This window comes from Embleya sp. NPDC025285 (assembly GCF_055558835.1).
This window is the reverse complement of the sequence record NZ_JBVHLU010000150.1, coordinates 1-20,357: the sequence shown is the minus strand read 5'-3', so window position 1 is coordinate 20,357 and position 20,357 is coordinate 1. Positions and strand designations below refer to the sequence as shown.

Genomic DNA, 20,357 nt, shown 5'->3' with positions numbered 1-20,357 from the left:
AGGGCGTGCGTCGCCTCCCCGGCGTTTGGTTGTGTACCTGGTCGGTGTCCTGTTTGGCCACGTCCCTGCTTCCCCCCAAGCTCGGCGGCCCGCCCCCGGATCCGGGGGCGGGCCGCCGAGCTTGGTGTGTGTCTCAGTGCGTCACGGACGCGCCGCCGGCCGCGGCGGCCGCGCGTTCCGCGGCGACCCCGTGCCGGCGGTCGCTGTCGAGTTCGACCCGTTCGTCCTCGGTGAGCCCGCCCCATACGCCATACGGCTCGCGCACCTTCAGGGCGTGCGTGGCGCACTGGCGACGGACCGGGCACCGCATGCAGACTTCCTTGGCCGAAGCCTCTCGGGCGACCCTGGCGGCGCCTCGCTCGCCTTCGGGGTGGAAGAACAGTGCGCTGTCGACTCCGCGACAGGCTGCCGAGAGCTGCCAGTCCCACAGATCGGCGTTGGGGCCGGGGAGTCGCGAGAAATCAGCCATGACTCGTCCCTCTTGCTTATCGCGTACGAGTTGTCGGTGAGCAGGGTTGCCACCTCGGGTGCAGACCGTGCAGAACAGTCGTGATCAAGCGATCAGAAGTAGGTGCGACTGTGTCACGAATTGATCAGTTCCAATCCTAATTCCCACTTATGCACTGAAAGCAGAAAAAATTACTCACTCTGGTGGCTCACGGGCACCGGTGGGTGCGCTTCGGTGGGATTCGACGAGGGGAAGCGGTGGAAGGTGACGTTGGGTACGCGAGCGATCACCCACGCGTGTCCTCGGGCTCGGTCGCCTCGTTGTCGTAACGGCGGAGCGGAACTCCCCCCGTAACCCTTTCGAGTGATGCTCGTTGGGGTGGGTGAAGCGGTTGGCGATGGAGGCGGTCGGGGCCGGACCCCGAGTCACCGTCCTCCGGGACCGCCGCAAAGGAAACGGTACGTACAGGCGTGGAGGCTCAACGTGACGCGGATCCACTGCGGAGGCCGGCGATGACGACCGTCCTGGTCTGCGACGATTCCCCGCTGGTTCGGGAGACCCTGCGGCGGGCGGTGGCCACGGTCCCCGGCGTCGAGAGGGTGACGACGGCCACGAGTGGCGAGGAGGTACTGCGGCGCTGGGGCGCGGAGCGGTCCGATCTCGTCCTCATGGACGTGCGGATGCCCGGGCTCGGCGGCGTCGAGGCGGTGCGCCGCCTCCTGGCCGGCGACCCCGGCGCACGGGTGATCATGCTGACGATGGCCGAGGACCTGGACGGCGTGGCCCTCGCGGTCGCCGCCGGGGCTCGGGGATATCTGCACAAGGACGCGTCGCGCGCGGAGTTGCGCGCGACCGTCTCCCAGGCGCTCGCCGACCCGACCTGGCGGCTCGCGCCCCGGCGTCTGCGTTCGCCCGACATGGGCGTGGCGCCGACCCTGACGGCACGTGAGATCCAGGTGCTCGAAGGGATGAGTCACGGGCGCAGCAACGCCGAGATCGGGCGCGAGCTGTTCCTGTCGGAGGACACCGTCAAGACCCACGCGCGCCGGCTGTTCAAGAAGCTGGGCGCGTCCGACCGGGCCCACGCGGTCGCGCTCGGATTCCGGTGGGGACTCGTGCGATGACGCACGCACGCGAGCACTCCCCCGACCGTGAGGGGCCCGAGGGTCGCCTCCCGGGTGGGCACGGTCGGTGGGGACTTGTGCGATGAGGCGTGTGCCGACGGCCCCCGACGGGCGAGGGTCCGTGCGGTGATTGCCGTTGCCCGGGGGGCCGGATGAGTCCCCCGGGTCGGCATGGCCGCGATTCGGTCGCCGATCCCTGCATACTGAATGGCATGGGTGGGACCCCCGAGCGAATGCCGGACGAGCCGTACGAAGCACACGCGCAGGCCGACGACGGCATGCGTGCCGTCGTGGTTCGCGCGGTCCAGGGGGACGTGCAGGCGACCGACGAACTGCTCGCGTACGTGCGACCCCTGGTGTTGCGCTACTGCCGGGCCCGGCTCGGTCGGGTCTCCGGCGCCGAGCACGCGGCGGACGACGCCGCGCAGGAGGTCTGCCTGGCCGTGTTGTCCGCGCTGCCGCGCTATCGCGACGAGGGCCGCCCGTTCGAGGCGTTCGTGTTCGGCATCGCGGCACACAAGGTGGTCGACGTGCAGCGTGCCGCGATGCGCGGCGCGGTACCCACGTGCGATCTCCCGGAGGCGGTGGACGACCATCCCGGTCCCGAGGACCAGGTGGTGCGGCGCAGTGACGCCGCGCACGCCCGGGCCCTGCTCGGCCGTCTTCCCGACAACCTGCGCGAGTTGCTCGTGCTGCGGGTCGCCGTCGGGCTCTCCGCCGAGGAGACCGGGCGGGCGATGGGCATGTCGCCCGGCGCGGTGCGGGTCGCGCAACACCGTGCGCTGACTCGCCTGAGGGCGTTGGCGGGCGAGGAGAAGACCGCGTGAGCGGCGGCGGTGTGCGGTTCGGTGGCCGATCCGGCACCGCCGACCTGGGCCTGCTGCGGCAGGACGACGAACTCGTCGAGCAGTTGCGGCGACGCCGTCCCACGCCCGCCCAGGACCGGATCGCCAGACTGTTCGACGCGCTGCTCGCCGAGGTGGACGGCACCGCGGCGAACCGGCGCCGGGCGGTGCCCGACCGCTGCTGAGGCGGGTCGGGAATGGCGCGGACCCGGTGCGCGGTTGTGCTCACCATCGGCAAGCGGGCTCGAAGCACCGCGTGGGGCCAGTAGCATGAACCCTCAATCCACCCATCCGCTTGCCGAGAGCGCGTTTCCGCCGTACCCGGGGACCCGCCCTGTTCGGGGAGCGGGCCGGCGGAGCGATCCATCGGAATACCTTCGGAAGGTGTCATGAGTCTCACGGCCGACGGCGTACCCGAGAAGTTCGCGATGCTCGGGCTGACGTACGACGATGTCCTGCTGCTGCCGGGCGCGTCCGACGTCGTGCCGAGCGAGGTGGACACCTCCGCCCGGGTCACCCGCAACATTCGCGTCCGGATCCCGCTGTTGTCCTCGGCGATGGACACCGTGACCGAGGCCCGAATGGCGATCGCCATGGCCCGTCAGGGCGGCGTCGGCGTGCTGCACCGCAACCTCTCGATCGAGGACCAGGCCGCGCAGGCGGACACGGTCAAGCGCTCCGAGGCCGGAATGGTGCTCGACCCGATCACCATCGGCGCGGACGCCACGCTCCAGGAAGTCGACGCGCTGTGCGCGCGGTTCCGGATCAGCGGCGTCCCGGTCACCGACGACAACGGTCGGCTGCTGGGCATCGTGACCAACCGCGACCTGCGCTTCGAGGTCGACCACTCGCGCCGGGTACGCGACATCATGACCCCGATGCCGCTGGTTACCGGCAAGGTCGGCACCACCGGCGACCAGGCGATGGAACTGCTGCGCCGGCACAAGGTGGAGAAGCTGCCGCTGATCGACGACGCGGGCAAGTTGCGCGGTCTGATCACGGTCAAGGACTTCGTCAAGAGCGAGCAGTACCCGAACGCGACCAAGGACGCGGACGGCCGACTGGTGGTCGGCGCCGCGATCGGCACCGGTGACGACAGCTACCGCCGGGCCCAGGCGCTGGTCGAGGCCGGCGTCGACTTCATCGTGGTGGACAGCGCGCACGGCCACTCGCGCAACGTCCTGGAGATGATCGCCAAGGTCAAGGCGAACACCAAGGTCGAGGTGATCGGCGGCAACATCGCCACCCGCGACGGCGCGCAGGCGCTGATCGACGCGGGCGTGGACGGCGTCAAGGTCGGCGTCGGCCCGGGCTCGATCTGCACCACCCGGGTGATCGCGGGCGTGGGCGCGCCGCAGGTCACCGCGATCTACGAGGCGGCCCAGGCCGCCCGCGCGGCGGGTGTGCCCGTGATCGGCGACGGCGGCCTGCAGTACTCCGGCGACATCGCCAAGGCGATCGCGGCCGGCGCGGACACGGTGATGCTCGGCAGCCTGCTCGCGGGCTGCGAGGAGAGCCCCGGCGACCTGATCTTCATCAACGGCAAGCAGTTCAAGTCCTACCGGGGCATGGGCTCGCTCGGCGCGATGCAGTCGCGCGGCCAGGCCAAGTCCTTCTCCAAGGACCGCTACTTCCAGGACGACGTGCTCTCCGAGGACAAGCTGGTCCCCGAGGGCATCGAGGGCCAGGTGCCCTATCGGGGCCCGCTCTCCGCCGTCGCGCACCAGTTGATCGGCGGCCTGCGCGCGTCGATGGGCTACGCGGGCGCCGCGACCGTCACCGAGCTCCAGGACAAGGGCCGCTTCGTGCGGATCACCTCGGCCGGGCTCAAGGAGTCGCACCCGCACGACATCCACATGACCCAGGAAGCGCCGAACTACCACTCGCGCTAGATCGCGCCACACCCCGAGGGGCTTCGTCCGTACCGCGGGCGGGGCCTCTCGCCGGTTTGCCCGCCCCGTACCCTGGGATACGGGTTTTCCCATCCACCGATTCCAGCAGGAGAGGCGCAACGTGACTGAGGTCGAAATCGGCCGGGGCAAGCGTGGCCGGCGTGCCTATCACTTCGACGACGTCGCCATCGTCCCCAGCCGGCGGACCCGGGACCCCGAAGAGGTCTCGATCGCGTGGCAGATCGACGCGTACCGGTTCGAGCTGCCGTTCCTGACGGCGCCGATGGACAGCGTCGTGTCGCCGCAGACCGCGATCGAGGTCGGTCGCATGGGCGGCCTGGGCGTGCTCAACCTCGAAGGGCTGTGGACCCGCTACGAGGACCCGACGCCGCTGATCGAGGAGATCGGCGCGCTGGACGAGGACGCGGCCACCCGGCGGATGCAGGAGATCTACGCCGAGCCGATCAAGGAGGAGCTGATCGGCGCGCGGATCAAGCAGATCCGCGACTCGGGCGTGGTCACCGCCGCAGCGCTGTCGCCGCAGCGCACCGCGCAGTACCACAAGGCCGTGATCGACGCGGGCGTGGACGTGTTCGTGATCCGCGGCACCACGGTCTCGGCCGAGCACGTCTCCGGGCGCGCCGAGCCGCTGAACCTCAAGCAGTTCATCTACGACCTCGACGTGCCGGTGATCGTCGGCGGTTGCGCGACCTACCAGGGCGCACTGCACCTGATGCGGGCCGGCGCGGCCGGGGTCCTGGTCGGCTTCGGCGGCGGCGCGGCGCACACCACCCGCGGCGTGCTCGGCGTCGCGGTGCCGATGGCCACCGCGGTGGCGGACGTGGCCGAGGCGCGCCGCGACTACCTCGACGAGTCCGGTGGCCGGTACGTGCACGTGGTCGCCGACGGCAGCGTGGGACGCAGCGGCGACATCGCCAAGGCGGTCGCGTGCGGCGCGGACGCGGTGATGATCGGTTCGGCGCTGGCCCGGGCGAGCGACGCCCCCGGCGCCGGTCACCACTGGGGCTCCGAGGCGCACCACCCGGAACTGCCGCGCGGTCGGCGGATGAACCTGGGCGCGGTGGGCACGCTGGAGGAGATCCTGCTCGGTCCCTCGCACGTATCCGACGGTTCGATGAACCTGTTCGGCGCGCTGCGTCGGGCGATGGCCACCACCGGCTACTCGGAACTCAAGAAGTTCCAGCAGGTCGAGGTCACCGTCTCGCCCGCCCACTGACCGAAGTCCGTACACCGACGAGGTCCGCACATCGGCGAAGTCGCCGGCCGGGAAGTCGCCGGCCGGACCGAAGTTGCCGAATGGCCCCGAACACCCTTGGTGTTCGGGGCCGTTCGCGTTCGCAGACGGATCAGTCGCGGCGGCAGATCCCGGTGGTCGTGCCGTTCGCGGGCGCGCAGACGTACTTGAGATCGGCCGAGGCGCCGCTGAGGAACCGGCCCACGCACAGGTCGGCGACGGTGCGACCGCGAGCGGCACAGTAGGCCAACGCGGCGGTGCCGTCCGGGAACGGGCCGTCCGCGTACACGACCCAGTAGTTCGGCTTGAGCGAGGCGTACCGGTCGCTGTCCAGGACCTGCGCGTCGGGGACCTGCCGGCGCACCTCGGCGAGCTTCGCGTCGCGCCCGGTCACCTCGTCGGACTTGGGTACGGACGCGAGTTGGGCGATCCAATGGCCGCCGGGGCGCCCGGTGGGGGACGCGGTCGCGGCGGGCGGCTCCGCGGCGGGCGCGGTGACCGTGACGGTCGTGGGCGGCACGGTCGTGCCGGGGGCGGTGGGCGGGCCCGGGGGCGGGGTGGGGGCGGCCGAGCCGGCCGGCGGGCCGGTGTCGGTCGGCGCGGACGGCGCCGGGGAGGACGTGCGTGCCCGCGGGGTGCCGTCGTCGCCGGTGAGCGCGAGGGCGGTGAGCACGCCCGCCGCGATCAGGACGACCACGAGCAGCGCCGCGAGCAGCGGGAGGCGCAGGTGGGACGGCGATTCGGGGCCTGGAGGCGGCAGCGGGGGACGCGGCGGCGCGGTCGTGGGCAGCGTGGCGTCGTCGCCGCGGATCGCCGCCTCCAGTCGGGCGGCCGACTCCGCCCCGGTCGGGCGCGCGTCCGGGTCCTTGGCGAGCAACTCGACGATGATCGGGGCCAAGGCGCCCGCCCGGCGCGGCGGCGGCAGCGTCTCGTGCAGCACCGCACCGAGCGTGGCCATGGTCGACGCGCGGCGGAACGGGCTGTACCCCTCGACCGCGACGTACAGCAGCATGCCCAGCGACCACAGGTCGGCCTCGGGACGCGGGGCGTGCCCGAGCACCCGCTCCGGGGCCAGGTATTCGGGGGAGCCGATGATCGAACCGGTCACGGTGAGCGCGGGGGTGCCCTCGACCGCGGCGATGCCGAAATCGGTGAGCACGACTCGATCGCCGGGTCCGAGCAGCACATTGGCCGGTTTCACGTCGCGGTGCAGCACACCCGCCTCGTGCGCGGCCCGCAGCGCCCCGAGCACCGCCAGGCCGACCCCGGCCGCCCGGTCGGGCGACAGACCGCCCCGGTCGAGCGCGTCCTGGAGCGAGCCGCCGGGGACCAGCTCCATCACGATCCACGGGTAGCTCTCGTCCTCGATCACCTGATGGACGGTGACCACGTTCGGGTGGGCGAGTCGGGCCAACGCGCGCGCCTCGCGCAGCGCCCGCTGCCGGATTCGGTCCACCTCGTCGGCCGGCAGTCCGTCGGGTGCCCGCACCTCCTTGAGCGCGACCTCGCGGCCCAGGGTGACGTCCCGGGCCCGCCACACCGTGCCCATGCCGCCCGCGCCGAGGCGTTCGATCAACTCGAACCGGCCGTCGCCGGCCATGCGTCCCGCGTCCACGCCGCCCCCCGGTGCCGAGTGCGGGGAACCGGCGCGCGCGCCCTTCCGGCCGCGGCGCCGGTGTCCGAACCCACCCAGAATGACAGAGCGCGTGGTCCGGCCGACGGGCATTGGGTAGGCGGGGGTGGGGCGAGTCGCCCGATCGGTGTGGTCCGGCAGGTGACGATCGGATTCGGAGGTGGCTGATGCGGACCGCGGCGATGGGACCTCGGGCGCGCGCGCAGGCGTTGCGGCGGATGGCCGAGAGCGAGTTGGACGTGGTCGTGGTGGGCGGCGGCGTGGTCGGCGCGGGCACCGCCCTGGACGCGGTCACGCGCGGCCTCTCGGTGGGACTGGTCGAGGCGCGTGACTGGGCGTCGGGCACCTCCAGCCGATCCAGCAAGCTGATCCACGGTGGTCTGCGCTACCTGGAGATGCTCGATTTCGCGCTGGTGCGCGAGGCGTTGCGCGAGCGCGGACTGCTGTTGCACACGCTCGCGCCGCACCTGGTCAAGCCGGTGTCGTTCCTGTACCCGCTGCGCCATCGGGGCTGGGAACGGCCGTACGTCACGGCCGGGGTGACGCTCTACGACACCATGGCGGCCTCCGCCGGGCGGGCTCGCGGGCTGCCCCGGCACCGGCAACTGACTCGGCGTCAGGCGCTGCGCCTGGCACCGGCGTTGCGCAAGGACTCGCTGGTGGGCGCGGTGCAGTACTACGACGCGCAGATGGACGACGCGCGCTACACGATGACACTGGTGCGTACCGCCGCCGGCTACGGCGCGCAGGTGGCCTCGCGCGCGACGGTGACCGGGTTCCTGCGCGAGGGCGAGCGGGTGGTGGGCGTGCACGTGCGCGACATGGAGACCGGCGGGACGTACGACATCCGGGCCGGGCAGGTGGTCAACGCGACCGGGGTGTGGACGGACGAGACGCAGGCCCTGGTCGGCGAGCGTGGGCAGTTCCACGTGCGCGCGTCCAAGGGCATCCACCTGGTGGTGCCCAGGGACCGGATCCACTCCTCCACCGGCCTGATCCTGCGCACCGAGAAGAGCGTGCTGTTCGTGATCCCATGGGGGCGGCACTGGATCGTCGGCACCACGGACACCCGGTGGGACCTGGACAAGGTGCACCCCGCGGCCAGCCGGGCGGACATCGAATACCTGTTGGAGCATGTCAACCGGGTCCTGGCGGTGCCGCTCACCCGGGAGGACGTCGAGGGCGTGTACGCGGGACTGCGTCCGCTGTTGGCCGGCGAGTCGGACGCCACGTCGCAACTCTCGCGCGAGCACACCGTCGCGCACCCGGTGCCCGGTCTGGTGGTGGTCGCGGGCGGCAAGTACACGACGTATCGGGTGATGGCCGCGGACGCGGTGGACGCGGCGGTGCACGGACTGGACCGCAAGGTCCCGCCGAGCTGCACCGAGACGGTGCCGCTGGCCGGCGCGGAGGGGTATCCGGCGCTGTGGAACGCGCGGGCCTCGATCGCGACGCGGACCGGGTTGCACGTGGCCCGGGTGGAGCACCTGTTGAACCGGTACGGGTCGATGATCGAGGAGGTGCTCGCGCTGATCGCGGACGATCCGGAGTTGGCCTATCCGCTGGACGGCGCGGACGACTATCTCGCCGCCGAGGTGGTGTACGCGTGCACCCACGAGGGCGCGCTGCACCTGGGCGACGTGCTGGATCGGCGGACCCGGGTCTCGATCGAGATGTTCGACCGCGGCGCGCGGGCGGCGCGGGCCTGCGCGGCCCTGATGGCGCGGGTGCTGGGGTGGGAGGAGGAGCAGTCGCGGCGGGAGGTGGAGTACTACCTCAAGCGGATCGAGGCGGAGCGGGCCTCGCAGGAGCAGATGGACGATCACACCGCGGACGCGGTGCGGCTGGGCGCCGAGGACATCGTGCCCGGGTGAGGCGGCGCCCGACCCGGCACGCGGTCCGCGACCGGCCCGCCCGGCACGGTTGATCGCGCCGTGGTTGGGGCACCTTCCATCGCGCCGTGGTTGGGGCACCTTCCGGGGCGCCGTGGCGTTCCATCGATACGCCGGCCAGGTGTCTTTCGGCGATGTTCGTCCCGGAACCGGTGGACCCCGCGCGCCGCCGGACTGGAGTATGGAAAGGGCAACCACCCGATCGCGCGGCGGGGCCGCGGCTGCATGGGGAGCGAGAGACTTGACCGACCCGGAAGCACCCGAGCGTTTGGTCGCGGGGCGATACCGCCTGGGTGATCAACTGGGCCGGGGTGGCATGGGCACGGTCTGGCGGGCCGTGGACGCCATGCTCGACCGCGACGTCGCGGTCAAGGAGATGCGGTTGCCTCGCTACGAGGACGACGACGAGCGCGGCACGCTGAGCGCGCGGATGTTGCGCGAGGCGCGTGCGGCGGCGCGGATCGACCATCCCAACGTGGTGACCATCTTCGACGTGGCCGAGGAGGACGGGCGGCCATGGATCGTGATGGAGCTGGTCCGCGGCCTGTCCCTGGCGCAGGAGCTGGACAAGGAGGGGCCGATCCCGTCCGAGCAGGTCGCCGAGCTGGGGCTGCGGTTGCTCGCGGCGCTGGAGGCCGCGCACGAGGCCGGCGTGCTGCACCGGGACGTCAAGCCCGCCAACGTGCTGCTCGCCCGCAACGGCCGGGTCGTGCTCACCGACTTCGGAGTCGCCTCGGTCGAGGACAGCGCCACGCTCACCCAGGCCGGCGCGATGGTGGGATCGCCCGAATACCTGGCGCCCGAGCAGATCGCGGGCGAGCCGCCCGGACCGGAGGCCGACCTGTGGTCGCTGGGCGCGACCTTGTTCGAGGCGGTCGAGGGCCGCCCCGCGTTTCGCCGCAACACGCACGCGGCCACGCTCGCCGCGGTGGCCGCGGGCCGTTTCCCGGAGATCTTCCTGGCCGGCCCGCTGACCCCGGTGCTCAAGGCGCTGATGGTCAAGGACCCGAGCCGGCGCGGCTCGCCGGCGCACGTGCGGGAACTGCTCCTGGAGGTCGTCGAGAGCGGTCCCAACCCGGCCGGCGGCCGGATCGCCGAGCGCTTCGTCCCGGACCGGATCCGGCCCGGCGCGGTCCGCCGGCACGGCGTGCGGGTGTCCGGTCACCCCCAGGCGCCGTCCGGGCCGCGCACGCCTCGGCCGCCGCGTACGCCTCGGCCGCCGGGCAAGGTCGGCGCCACCGCCTACCGGCCCGGCCGGGGCAGCCTGGACGAGACCTCGCCCAACGTGCGGCTGCCCCGCGAGGGCGGCGTCTTCCGGGCCCGCTACCGGCGCTGGCCACGCTGGTGGTTCCGGCACTGGACGACCATCCTGACCTCGGTCGGCATCGCCACCGCTGCCGGCGCGCGCTGGTTGGCCGCGTTCGGCAACTGGACCGGGATGTACACGATCGTGCTGCTCGCGCTCGCGCTGAGCGTGTGGCTGGTGTTGCCGCACCGGCGGATCTCCCGATCGGTGCCGATCGCGATGTTGCTCGGAGTGATCGCCGGCGGGGCCCTGGAGGCCGCGCGGATCAATCCCGACCCGATCATCGTGGGCGCCCTGATCGGCGGTTGCCTGGTGGTCGGCCCGTTCGTGGACAACAAGGTGATACCGCGACTGCGCCGCCGACGGCGGACCGATCTGGGCTTCGCGCTGCCCGTTCCGGAGGGCTGGACCTGTACGGACAGCCCCAGCGGATTGACGGTGACCGATCCGGACCGGCTGATCTCGGTGACCGTGACGGTGGATCGGGGCATCGTGATGGCCCCGGAGGAATCGGTCGCGCACCGTGAGCACGGCAGCATCGGCGGCCGGGAGCGACTGGACGGCGAGGACTACGAACGGCTGCTCCTGCGGGCCACCGACTACCGCGGGCACGAGGCCGCGGAGTGGGAGTACGTGTGGCGCGGCCAGGACCTGATCCCCTACCACGGCAAGGACCTGGTGGTCCGCACCGCGTCCGGCGTGCGCTACTGGCTGACCGTACGCGGACGCGACGATTTGTGGGGGACCGCCGGCGCGTACTACGAGCACGCGCGTGGACACCTGTCGATCGCGGGCTGACCCGGGTCGACGCGGAGACGATCGTGTCGAGGGGTCGGGATGAGTGGGCGCGTGCTCGCGGGGCGGTATCGGCTGGTCGAGGTGCTCGGTCAGGGCGGGATGGGGGTGGTCTGGCGGGCGCACGACCCGACCATCGGGCGGGACGTGGCGATCAAGGAGTTGCGGTTGCCCGAGCACCTGGACGCCGACGAGGTCGAGCGGCGCTCGGCGCGGATGCGGCGCGAGGTGCGCGCGGCGGGCCGGGTCCGGCACGCGAACGTGGTCACCGTGTTCGACGTCGTGGTCGAGGACGGCCGCCCGTGGATCGTCATGCAACTGCTGCCCGGCCGGCCGCTGACCGCGCTGATCGCCGAGGGCGCCATGGCGCCGGACCGGGCCGCGCGGATCGGCGCGCGGATGCTCGCGGGTCTGGCCGCCGTGCACGGGGTCGGCATCGAGCACCGCGACGTGAAACCCGCCAACGTCATGGTCGACGAGGACGACGGCGTGGTGTTGACCGACTTCGGCATCGCCACCCACGCGGACGCGCCCCCGGTCACCGAGACCGGCGCGACGGCGGGCACCCCCGAGTACATGGCGCCCGAGCGCGCGAGTGGGCAGCCGTCCGGGCCGCCCGCCGACCTGTGGTCGCTGGGCGTGACGCTCTACGAGATGGTCGAGGGGCACTCGCCGTTCCGCCGGGACAACCCGCTGGCCACGTTGCAGGCGGTCGCGGCCGGGATCTGCCCGCCGCCCGGGTGCGCCGGGCCGCTCGCCGAGGCCGTGCTCGGACTGCTCACCCGGGATCCGGCCGCGCGGATGACGGCCGCGGCCGCGGGGCCGCTGTTGGCCCGGGCGGGCGGGAGCGGCGGGACGGTGCGCCCGGACGTCGAGGCCACCGACGTGCGCGAGCCGATGCCCGTACCGGTCCCGCCCCCCGTTCCGCCTTCCATCCCGCCTTCCATCCCGCCTCCGGTCCGGCTTCCGGGCGCCGTCTCGCCCGCGCCGCCGCGGCCGGCCGGTCCGCCGCCGATGCCGGCCGGGCCGCCGACGCCCGCACCGACCGGGCGCCCGGGCCGACTGTTCATCGTGCTCGGCACGGTGGTCGCGGTGCTGCTGACCGCCGCCGGTGTCACGATCGGCGTGCTGGTGGGGCGGAACGGGGCCGAGCCTCCGGACGCGGCCTCGGCGGGCGGGCCGCGCCGAACGGCGCCGGTGACCTCGGCGGGCTCCGGCGTCGCCCAACCGGACACGCCCGCGACCTCGACCGCCGGCGCCCCGACCGGTGCCGCTCGCCCGACCGACCCGGGCGTCGTCGGGCCCGCGACGACGCCCGCGCGGGTGGACACCCCCGCTCCGACGAACCCGCCGGGCGGCTTCCGACGGGTCACCTCACGCGGCGCGTTCACCGTCCTGGTGCCCGCCGAATGGACCGATCGCGACGCCGTCGGCGAGCGGGTCTACTACCGCTCGCCGGACGACCTGTACCGCCTCGGAGTGCGCCCGGACGCGTCCGACGCCAAGGGCGATCCGTGCGGCGAATTGGCCGTACAGGAGTCCAAGGGCCTGGGACCGGGCACCTACATCGGAAACGGAACGGACTACCACCTGATCCGGCTCGAGTGCACCACCGTGCACGGACAGGTCGCCGGACTCTGGGAGTTCCGCTGGAACGATCGGGGCACCGTGCGCCGATCGATCAACATGCGCTTCGTCGAGGACGGCCGGACCTGGGACTTCTGGGTCTCCGGCCCGGACTCCGGCTCGGCGCTGGTGCGTTCGGCCTTCGACGCGGCGCGCGAGAGTTTCGCGCCGGGCGCGTGACCGAACGCTCTCGGGCGGAACCTTCGGAGCACACCGGACGTCTTACCCGTGACGCCAGTGACGCGCCGACGGGGCGGATCGGTGGTGTCCACGGTCTTGGGGAGGACCACGTGGCACACGACAGCGGCTCGCACGGCCGCCTGGTGGATGGGCGCTATCGGTTGGGCGAACCGCTCGGACGCGGCGGGATGGGCACGGTCTGGCTCGCCTTCGACGAGCTCTTGCGCCGGGACGTCGCGGTCAAGGAGGTCCGGATACCGGACGACCTGGACGAGATGGAGACCCAGGGGCGCTGCGAGCGCGCGCTGCGCGAGGCCCGCGCGGCGGCCCGGATCACCCACCCCAACGTGGTCACGATCTTCGACGTCGCCGAGGACGACGGGCGTCCGTGGATCGTGATGGAGCTGGTCCGCGCCCCCTCCCTCACCGACGTGCTGGAAGAGGGCCGGATGGCCCCGCACGAGGCGGCCGAGGTCGGCTTGGCCGTGCTCGCCGCGCTGCGCGCCGCGCGCGCCGCCGACGTGCTGCACCGGGACGTCAAGCCCAGCAACATCCTGATGGCGCCCGGCGGTCGGATCGTGCTGACCGACTTCGGCATCGCCACCGTGGCCGGCTCGGTGACGCTCACCGCGACCGGGATGCTGGTCGGCTCGCCCGAATACCTCGCGCCCGAACGCGTGCTCGGGCGCCGGCCCGGTCCGGCCTCGGACCTGTGGTCGCTCGGGGTGACGCTGTATCAGGCGGTGGAGGGTTTCTCGCCGTTCCGGCGCACCGGCGCGATGGACACGCTCAGCGCCGTGCTCACCGACGAGCCCGCGCCGCCGCGCCAGTCCGGCGCGCTGTGGCCGGCGATCGAGGCGTTGCTGCGCAAGGATCCGCTGGAGCGGGCCGACGAGGACGACACCGAGCGTCTGCTGATGGCCGCGATGGTCAGCGGCGGCGCGCCCGCCCCCCAGGAGCCGAGCGCGGAGCCGATCCCGCCGGGGACGGCGACGGTGGAGGACCCGGGCGGTGTGCGGGGCGTGACCCAGTCGTCCTGGCAGCAGGCCCCGCAGCCGCAGGAGACCCCGCATACCCCGCAGACGCCGCCGATCTGGCAGCAGGAGCCGCCGGTGAGCCCGGCGCCGCCGTTCGGCGCGGTGAGCCGGGCCGATCCGGACGGTGCGACGGGCGGGTATCCGCTGACCGGGTCGCACGCCTATTCGCCCGCCGACGCGGTCCACGGGTCCGAGACCGCCGACGACCGGCCCAACCCGGTGCTGATCGGCCCGGCGGCGGGTCCCGCGGCCCCCGGCGACCGCGCGGCCAAGAAGCGGCGCAAGACCATTCTCCTCGGTGGCATGGTCGCCGCGGCGGTGACCGCGCTGGCGATCTGGGTGCCGGCCGCGATGGGCGGACAGGGCGGCGGCAACGGCGGCGGCTCCGACGCGCCCCGAGAGGGCGGCTCGTCGCAGGGCGCCTCGGCGGCGGCGAACCCGCAGGGCACCGGCGACCGCGGCGACGTGCTGCGCGCCACGGGCAGTTCGGCCGGCACCGGACAGAGCGGCGGCGCCGGCACCTCGGGCAACAGCAGCCAGGGCGGCGGGTCGACCCGCACCTCTCGGCCCACCACCTCGAACACGGGCCACCCGTCCACGTCGCGCCCGCCCACCTCGCGCCCGCCGACCACGACCCCGCCGCGCACCACGGCTCCGGTGACCACGCGCCCGCCGATCGACCCGTCGAAGGGCGGCGGCGGGGCGAGCGGCGCACCGCGGAACCAGGGCGGCGCGACGGCGGCGAACTGATCGCGGTCGGCCGGCACGCCGTAGGGTGTGCCGGCGATCCCCGATCGCACGCCCGGTCGAGGGCGTGTCCTCGGTCGCCCGACAAGGGACCGAAGACACCCTCCATGGGCGGTCGACGCGCCCGAGGCTCGCATCCTCCCGCCGATCCCGGGGTCGCACCTAATGTGACGGGTTCTAGTCTGGAGATGGCCGGCGGGACAGTCGGCTGACGCGGGGAGGGTACGTGGCACAGACCGGGGGCACGCGCGGCCGGATCGTCGGCGGGCGCTACCGGTTGGGCACCATGCTCGGCCGAGGCGGCATGGGCACGGTATGGCGTGCCGTCGACGAGATGCTGCACCGTGACGTCGCGATCAAGGAGTTGCGACTGCCCGACCACCTCGACGACGAGGAGAAGGAGCTCGCCCGCGAACGCACGCTGCGCGAGGCCCGTTCGGCCGCCCGGATCGGTCATCCCAACGTGGTCACCATCCACGACGTGGTCGAGGACGGCGGCGTCCCGTGGATCGTGATGGAGCTGGTCGAGGCCCAGTCGCTGGCCGAGATCCTGGAGACGCAGGGCACGCTGACCCCGGCGGACGCCGCCGAACTCGGCATCAAGGTGCTCGACGCGCTGCTCGCCGCCGACGACAAGGGCGTGCTGCACCGCGACGTCAAACCCGCGAACATCCTGGTCACCCCGCACGGTCGGGTCGTGCTCACCGACTTCGGGATCGCCACCGCGACCGGCACCGCGACGCTCACCACGACCGGCATGCTGGTCGGTTCGCCGGACTTCCTGGCGCCCGAGCGGGCCGAGGGCAAGCGTCCCCTGCTCGCCGCCGACCTGTGGTCGCTGGCGGTCGTGCTCTACATGGCGGTGGAGGGCCGGAACCCGTTCCGCCGGGGCACGATGATCAGCACGCTGAACGCGATCCTGACCGATCAGGCGGACCCGCCCCGGCACGCGGGCGGGCTCGAACCGGTGATCGACGGCTGGCTGATCAAGGACCCGGACCTGCGGATGGGGGTCGAGGAGGGGGCCCGGATCCTGCGCGACGTGGCGAACTCGACGCCGTCGCGGCAATTCGACGCGGTCCCTCCGCCGCCCACGCACAGTCCCGCACCGCAGACCCCGACCACCCCGGTCGGGGCGTACGACCCGCACCGGCACGCGCAGCCCGGCTCCGACAGTGGCGCAAGCGGGCACCCCGACGGCAACACGCCGCCCACGGCGTGGTCGCAACCGGCGCACTCGCCCGCCGACGCGGGGATGTCGTCGACCCGGACCGGGCCGCCGGTCGGCGGCCCGCCGCACCGGCCGCCGACCCCGCCGGAGCCGTACCGCCCGACGCCGGAGCCGCGTCGTGGCGGCAGAGGACGTGTCGTGGCGGTCGTCGCGCTCGTGGTGGCGCTGATCGTGGGCGGTGTCGTGGTGGGCCTCGTGGTCACCAAGGACAAGGACGACGGCGACAAGGCGGGGTCGAACCCGGCTTCGTCGGGCGTGGACACCCCGGGGCCGACGGGGAGCAGCGCACCGAACACCACACCACCGGGCAGCACCGCCCCGACGACGCCTCCCCCGACCGTCTCCGGCCGACCGGCCAACCCGCCCGCCGGCTACGAACTGGTCCGCGACCCGCTCGGGTTCTCGCTGTTCATGCCCCCGGGCGTGACTCGCAGTCTGACCGGCGTCAACCGCGACCAGATCAAGTACCTGACGGCGGACAAGAAGACGGTCTACCTGATCGGCGCGACCCCGGTGGGCAACGATCCCAAGGGGAACTTCGAGACGGTCGTCGAGCCGGGCGCGCAGAAGCGGACCGCGTACAACCGGCTGCAACTGCGGGACTTCACCCCCGTTCCGCCCGGCTCGCGCAAGGCGGCGCTGTGGGAGTACACGTGGCAGGGCGACCCGATCGGTGAGGACACCACGAAGCGGGTGCCCAGTCACGCGATGAATCTGGGCATCGTGACGAACGGCAACACGGACTACGCGTTGTACGTGGCGTCGTACGAGTCGAACTGGGACTCGGTCTCGCGGGACCGGTTCGACAAGATGACGGAGTCCTTTCAGGGCCGCTGACGCGTGAGTTCGGGCCGAGCCCCGGGGTACGGTCCGGGGGAGTCCAGCCATCCCCGGAGGTACGCAAGTGACCACGCAGCGCCCCGAAGCTTCCGCACTCCTCGACGTCGACGTGATCGTCCTCGGTCTCGGCGTGGGCGGTGAGGCCGTCGCCGGCAACCTGGCCTCGGCCGGGTTGGAGGTCGTGGGCATCGAGGACGGCCTGGTCGGCGGCGAGTGTCCGTACTGGGGGTGCATCCCGTCCAAGGCGATGGTGCACGCGGCCGGCGAGGCTCGGCATCAGGAGCATCCCGACTGGTCGAAGGTCGCCGCGCGGGTGCGCGAGTTGACCGCCGACTGGAACGACCGGGCGGCGGTGGACCGACTGGTCGACAAGGGCATGACGTTCGTTCGGGGCGCCGGTCGGATCACCGACGTGGACACGGTCGAGGCGACCGACGCGGACGGCGTCGTGCGGCGATTCCGGGCCCGGCACGCGATCGTGGTCGGCACCGGCACCAAGGCGTTCGTGCCGCCGATCGAGGGCCTCGCGGGCACCCCGCTGTGGACCAACCGCGAGGCGATCGAGGCCGACGAGGCGCCGCGCTCGCTCGCGGTGCTCGGCGGTGGCGCTATCGGTCTGGAACTCGCCCAGGTGTTCGCCCGGTTCGGCACCGACGTGACGATCGTGGAGAACGGCGAACGGGTGCTGGCGGTCGAGGACCCCGAGTCCTCGGAAATGGCCGCGTGGGCGCTGGGCGAGGACGGTGTGCGGATCCACCTCGGCGTGCGGGCCGAGCGGGTCGCGTACGACGGCAAGGCGTTCACCCTCTCGTTGTCCGACGGGCGCTCGATCGAGGCGGAGAAACTGCTTGTGGCCACGGGCCGGCGGGTGGACATGGCGGCACTCGGCGCCGAGGCGCTCGGCGTCGACCCGCACGCGCACGCGCTGCCGGTGGACGGGCAGTTGCGGGTGCGGCCCGGTGGTGAGCCGCCGGCGGTGTGGGCGGTCGGCGACGTCACCGGGCAGGGCGCGTTCACCCACGTGGCGATGTACCAGTCGGCCATCGTGACCAAGGCGGTCCTGCACACGATCGGTCGCGGCGAGGCGGGCCCGGACGCGGACCACAGCGCGCTGCCGCGGGTGACGTTCGTCGACCCGGAGATCGGCGCGGTGGGTCTGACCGAGCATCAGGCCCGGGCCGCCGGACTCACCGTGCGAATCGGCCTCGCCGACCTGGCCGCCTCCTCGCGTGGCCACATCACCGGCGCGCGCGGTTTCGTGAAGGTGATCGAGGACGTCGACCGGGGTGTGCTGGTCGGCGCGACGGCCGTGGGCCCGGCCGGCGGCGAGATCCTGGGCGCGCTCGTGGTCGCCGTCCGCGCGGCGGTGCCGGTGGCCACGCTGCGGGACATGATGTACGCCTATCCGACCTACCACCGCACCATCGAGTCGGCGCTGGCCGATCTCGACACGGACTGAGCGGCGCCGGCCGGTCGATCCGGCGGGCACGGACGTGCCGTGCCCGCCGCGCACCGGACGGTCCTTGTTACCGCCAAGTAGTGCTGTCTAGGCTGGACGGCATGACGGACATCGCAGCGCCCGCGCCCGCAGCAGCACCCATCGACCTGCCGAGCCTGCCCGCCGAGCGGCTCACCCGTCGCGTCGTGACCGGCCCCGTACCGACGATGGTGACCACCCGCAGTCCGTTCGACGGCTCGCCGATCGCCGAACTCCCGGAGTCCACCCCGGAGAACGTGACCTCCGCGTTCGCCCGCGCGCGGCTCGCGCAGACCGCGTGGGCCAAACGTTCGGTGCGTGAGCGCACGGCGGTGTTCCTGCGGTTCCACGACAAGGTCCTGGAGCGTCAGTCGGAGATCCTGGACATCATCCAGACCGAGACCGGCAAGGCGCGCAAGCACGCGTTCGAGGAGGTCCTGGACGTCGCGCTGTGCTCACGGCACTACGGCCGGCGCGCCGCGGGCTACCTGCGCGAGCGCCGCCGGGCCGGTGCGCTGCCGGTGCTGACGAAGGCGATCGAGGTGCGTCACCCCAAGGGTGTGGTCGGCCTGGTCTCGCCGTGGAACTACCCGCTGGCGCTGTCCATCGGCGACGCGATCCCGGCCTTCGTCGCGGGCAACGCGGTGGTGATGAAGCCGGACACGCAGACCGCCTTGACCGCGTTGTGGGCCCAGGACGTGCTGATCGAGTGCGGCCTGCCCGAGGACCTGTGGCAGATCGTGCTCGGCGACGGCCCGGTGGTGGGCACCGCCGTGGTCGAGGGCGCGGACTACGTCGGCTTCACCGGCTCCACCCGCACCGGCCGCGAGGTGGCGCAGCGGGCCGCCGCACGCCTGGTCGGCGCGTCGCTGGAGTTGGGCGGCAAGAACGCGATGATCGTGCTGCCGGACGCGGACCTGGACCGGGCCGCCGAGGGCGCGGTGCGCGCGTGCTTCTCCTCCGCCGGACAACTGTGCATCTCGATCGAGCGGATGTACGTGCACGCCGACATCCACGACGCGTTCCTGGACCGCTTCCTGGCCCGGATCCAGACCATGCGGCTCGCGGCCGGCTTCTCGTGGGACACCGACATGGGCTCGTTGGTCTCCCGCCGTCAGTTGCACGCGGTGAGCAGGCACGTGGACGAGGCCCGGGAGGCGGGCGCGCGGGTGCTGATCGGCGGCACCGCGCGACCGGACCTGGGTCCGCTGTTCTACGAGCCGACGGTGCTCGCCGACGTCACGCCCGAGATGGCGGTGTGCGCCGAGGAGACGTTCGGGCCGGTGGTGTCCGTGTACGCGTTCACCGAGGAGGAGGACGTCGTCACCCGCGCCAACGAGACCGCGTACGGGCTCAACGCGAGTGTGTGGACGCGCGACACCCGGCGCGGCGGTGCGCTCGCGCGGCGGCTGCGCGCGGGCACGGTCAACGTCAACGAGGGTTACGCGGCGGCGTACGGCAGCGCGGGCGCGCCGATGGGCGGCATGGGCGACTCCGGCCTCGGCCGACGGCACGGCGCCGAGGGGATCATGAAGTTCACCGAGGCGCAGACCGTGGCCACCCAGCGGCTGCTTCCGATCGCCGCGCCCTTCGGCATGAGCGACGAGCAGTGGGCCCGCTCGCTGACCCTGTCGTTGCGGATCATGAAGACCCTCCGGGTGCGCTGACCCGCCGCGTGCGCCGACCGACCCCGCGCGCGTCGACCCCGGGTGCGCGCCGACGCTCTGCCGGTGCGGCCGCGCGCGGTGCGGTGCGCGCCGGCGCGGTGCGCGGCTCGCGGGGCGTGCGGGTGCACAAGGGTGAATTCCGATCGCCGGGGGAGCCCGGAATGGGCGCCGGAAAGTCGGGACAAAATGACATCTATCGACCGGTTAATGATCATCATTTGCGCTAACCGGACGTCTCCGGCTCGGGGGGGGGGGGGGGGGGGGGGGGGGGGAAGGGGGGGGGGGGAGGGGGGGTGGGGGGGGGGGGGGGGGGGGGGGGGGGGGGGGGGGGGTTGTGGTGGGGGGGGTGAGGAGGAAAAGGG

The 20,357-nt window shown here is 73.0% G+C and carries 14 protein-coding genes; 12 read left to right on the top strand and 2 right to left on the bottom strand.

What is annotated here, in order from left to right:
• Positions 1-133 precede the first annotated feature (133 nt).
• On the bottom strand, positions 134-469 hold the full coding sequence (locus ACZ4FV_RS48125; RefSeq protein ID WP_395871629.1) for a WhiB family transcriptional regulator: 336 nt from the start codon (positions 467-469) through the stop codon (positions 134-136).
• Between the two features lie 491 nt (positions 470-960).
• Between ACZ4FV_RS48125 and ACZ4FV_RS48120 the strand changes: the two genes are divergently transcribed.
• The 5 genes from ACZ4FV_RS48120 (at position 961) to ACZ4FV_RS48100 (ending at position 5,546) form a co-directional block, all read left to right on the top strand.
• Positions 961-1,572 carry a response regulator transcription factor gene (locus tag ACZ4FV_RS48120; protein ID WP_020549179.1) on the top strand — a complete coding sequence of 204 codons (612 nt, stop codon included), beginning with the start codon at positions 961-963 and terminating at the stop codon, positions 1,570-1,572.
• A 233-nt stretch (positions 1,573-1,805) separates the two neighbouring features.
• Entirely contained in the window at positions 1,806-2,399 is a 594-nt protein-coding gene (gene shbA / locus ACZ4FV_RS48115; protein WP_205354273.1) for an RNA polymerase sigma factor ShbA, read from the top strand.
• Positions 2,396-2,602 carry a hypothetical protein gene (locus ACZ4FV_RS48110; RefSeq protein WP_395871627.1) on the top strand — a complete coding sequence of 69 codons (207 nt, stop codon included), beginning with the start codon at positions 2,396-2,398 and terminating at the stop codon, positions 2,600-2,602. Before shbA ends, ACZ4FV_RS48110 begins: the two co-directional genes overlap by 4 nt.
• A gap of 204 nt (positions 2,603-2,806) precedes the next feature.
• A complete protein-coding gene (gene guaB, locus ACZ4FV_RS48105; protein ID WP_395871626.1) occupies positions 2,807-4,309 on the top strand; it encodes an IMP dehydrogenase in 1,503 nt (500 codons plus the stop codon).
• Positions 4,310-4,430: 121 nt separating this feature from the next.
• On the top strand, positions 4,431-5,546 hold the full coding sequence (locus tag ACZ4FV_RS48100) for a GuaB3 family IMP dehydrogenase-related protein (protein ID WP_078975688.1): 1,116 nt from the start codon (positions 4,431-4,433) through the stop codon (positions 5,544-5,546).
• Between the two features lie 130 nt (positions 5,547-5,676).
• On the opposite strand, the gene ACZ4FV_RS48095 is transcribed toward ACZ4FV_RS48100, so the two are convergent.
• On the bottom strand, positions 5,677-7,179 hold the full coding sequence (locus ACZ4FV_RS48095) for a serine/threonine-protein kinase (RefSeq protein ID WP_465327521.1): 1,503 nt from the start codon (positions 7,177-7,179) through the stop codon (positions 5,677-5,679).
• A gap of 185 nt (positions 7,180-7,364) precedes the next feature.
• On the opposite strand from ACZ4FV_RS48095, the gene ACZ4FV_RS48090 reads away from it, so the two are divergent.
• The 7 genes from ACZ4FV_RS48090 to ACZ4FV_RS48060 all read left to right on the top strand — a co-directional run bounded on the left by ACZ4FV_RS48090 (position 7,365) and on the right by ACZ4FV_RS48060 (position 19,995).
• Entirely contained in the window at positions 7,365-9,071 is a 1,707-nt protein-coding gene (locus ACZ4FV_RS48090) for a glycerol-3-phosphate dehydrogenase/oxidase (protein WP_395871622.1), read from the top strand.
• A gap of 259 nt (positions 9,072-9,330) precedes the next feature.
• Complete coding sequence (locus ACZ4FV_RS48085; protein ID WP_395871620.1) at positions 9,331-11,193, top strand: serine/threonine-protein kinase; 1,863 nt, start codon at positions 9,331-9,333, stop codon at positions 11,191-11,193.
• A gap of 39 nt (positions 11,194-11,232) precedes the next feature.
• The gene (locus ACZ4FV_RS48080) at positions 11,233-12,996 is read left to right on the top strand and encodes a serine/threonine-protein kinase (RefSeq protein ID WP_395871618.1); all 1,764 of its coding nucleotides are present in this window, start codon (positions 11,233-11,235) and stop codon (positions 12,994-12,996) included.
• Positions 12,997-13,106: 110 nt separating this feature from the next.
• The gene (locus ACZ4FV_RS48075; protein ID WP_465327518.1) at positions 13,107-14,783 is read left to right on the top strand and encodes a serine/threonine-protein kinase; all 1,677 of its coding nucleotides are present in this window, start codon (positions 13,107-13,109) and stop codon (positions 14,781-14,783) included.
• Positions 14,784-15,006: 223 nt separating this feature from the next.
• Positions 15,007-16,848: a serine/threonine-protein kinase gene (locus ACZ4FV_RS48070; RefSeq protein ID WP_395871613.1), complete on the top strand. Its 1,842-nt coding sequence runs from the start codon at positions 15,007-15,009 to the stop codon at positions 16,846-16,848.
• Between the two features lie 67 nt (positions 16,849-16,915).
• Complete coding sequence (locus ACZ4FV_RS48065; protein ID WP_395871610.1) at positions 16,916-18,310, top strand: dihydrolipoyl dehydrogenase family protein; 1,395 nt, start codon at positions 16,916-16,918, stop codon at positions 18,308-18,310.
• A gap of 101 nt (positions 18,311-18,411) precedes the next feature.
• On the top strand, positions 18,412-19,995 hold the full coding sequence (locus ACZ4FV_RS48060; RefSeq protein WP_465327516.1) for a succinic semialdehyde dehydrogenase: 1,584 nt from the start codon (positions 18,412-18,414) through the stop codon (positions 19,993-19,995).
• The last annotated feature ends 362 nt before the right edge of the window (positions 19,996-20,357 follow it).

Bases quoted from the DNA above. Each gene is read 5' to 3' on its own strand.
- ACZ4FV_RS48125 (WP_395871629.1), bottom strand. From the start codon at position 469: ATGGCTGATTTCTCGCGACTCCCCGGCCCCAACGCCGATCTGTGGGAC.
- ACZ4FV_RS48120 (WP_020549179.1), top strand. From the start codon at position 961: ATGACGACCGTCCTGGTCTGCGACGATTCCCCGCTGGTTCGGGAGACC.
- shbA (WP_205354273.1), top strand. From the start codon at position 1,806: ATGCCGGACGAGCCGTACGAAGCACACGCGCAGGCCGACGACGGCATG.
- guaB (WP_395871626.1), top strand. From the start codon at position 2,807: ATGAGTCTCACGGCCGACGGCGTACCCGAGAAGTTCGCGATGCTCGGG.
- ACZ4FV_RS48090 (WP_395871622.1), top strand. From the start codon at position 7,365: ATGCGGACCGCGGCGATGGGACCTCGGGCGCGCGCGCAGGCGTTGCGG.
- ACZ4FV_RS48080 (WP_395871618.1), top strand. From the start codon at position 11,233: ATGAGTGGGCGCGTGCTCGCGGGGCGGTATCGGCTGGTCGAGGTGCTC.
- ACZ4FV_RS48060 (WP_465327516.1), top strand. From the start codon at position 18,412: ATGACGGACATCGCAGCGCCCGCGCCCGCAGCAGCACCCATCGACCTG.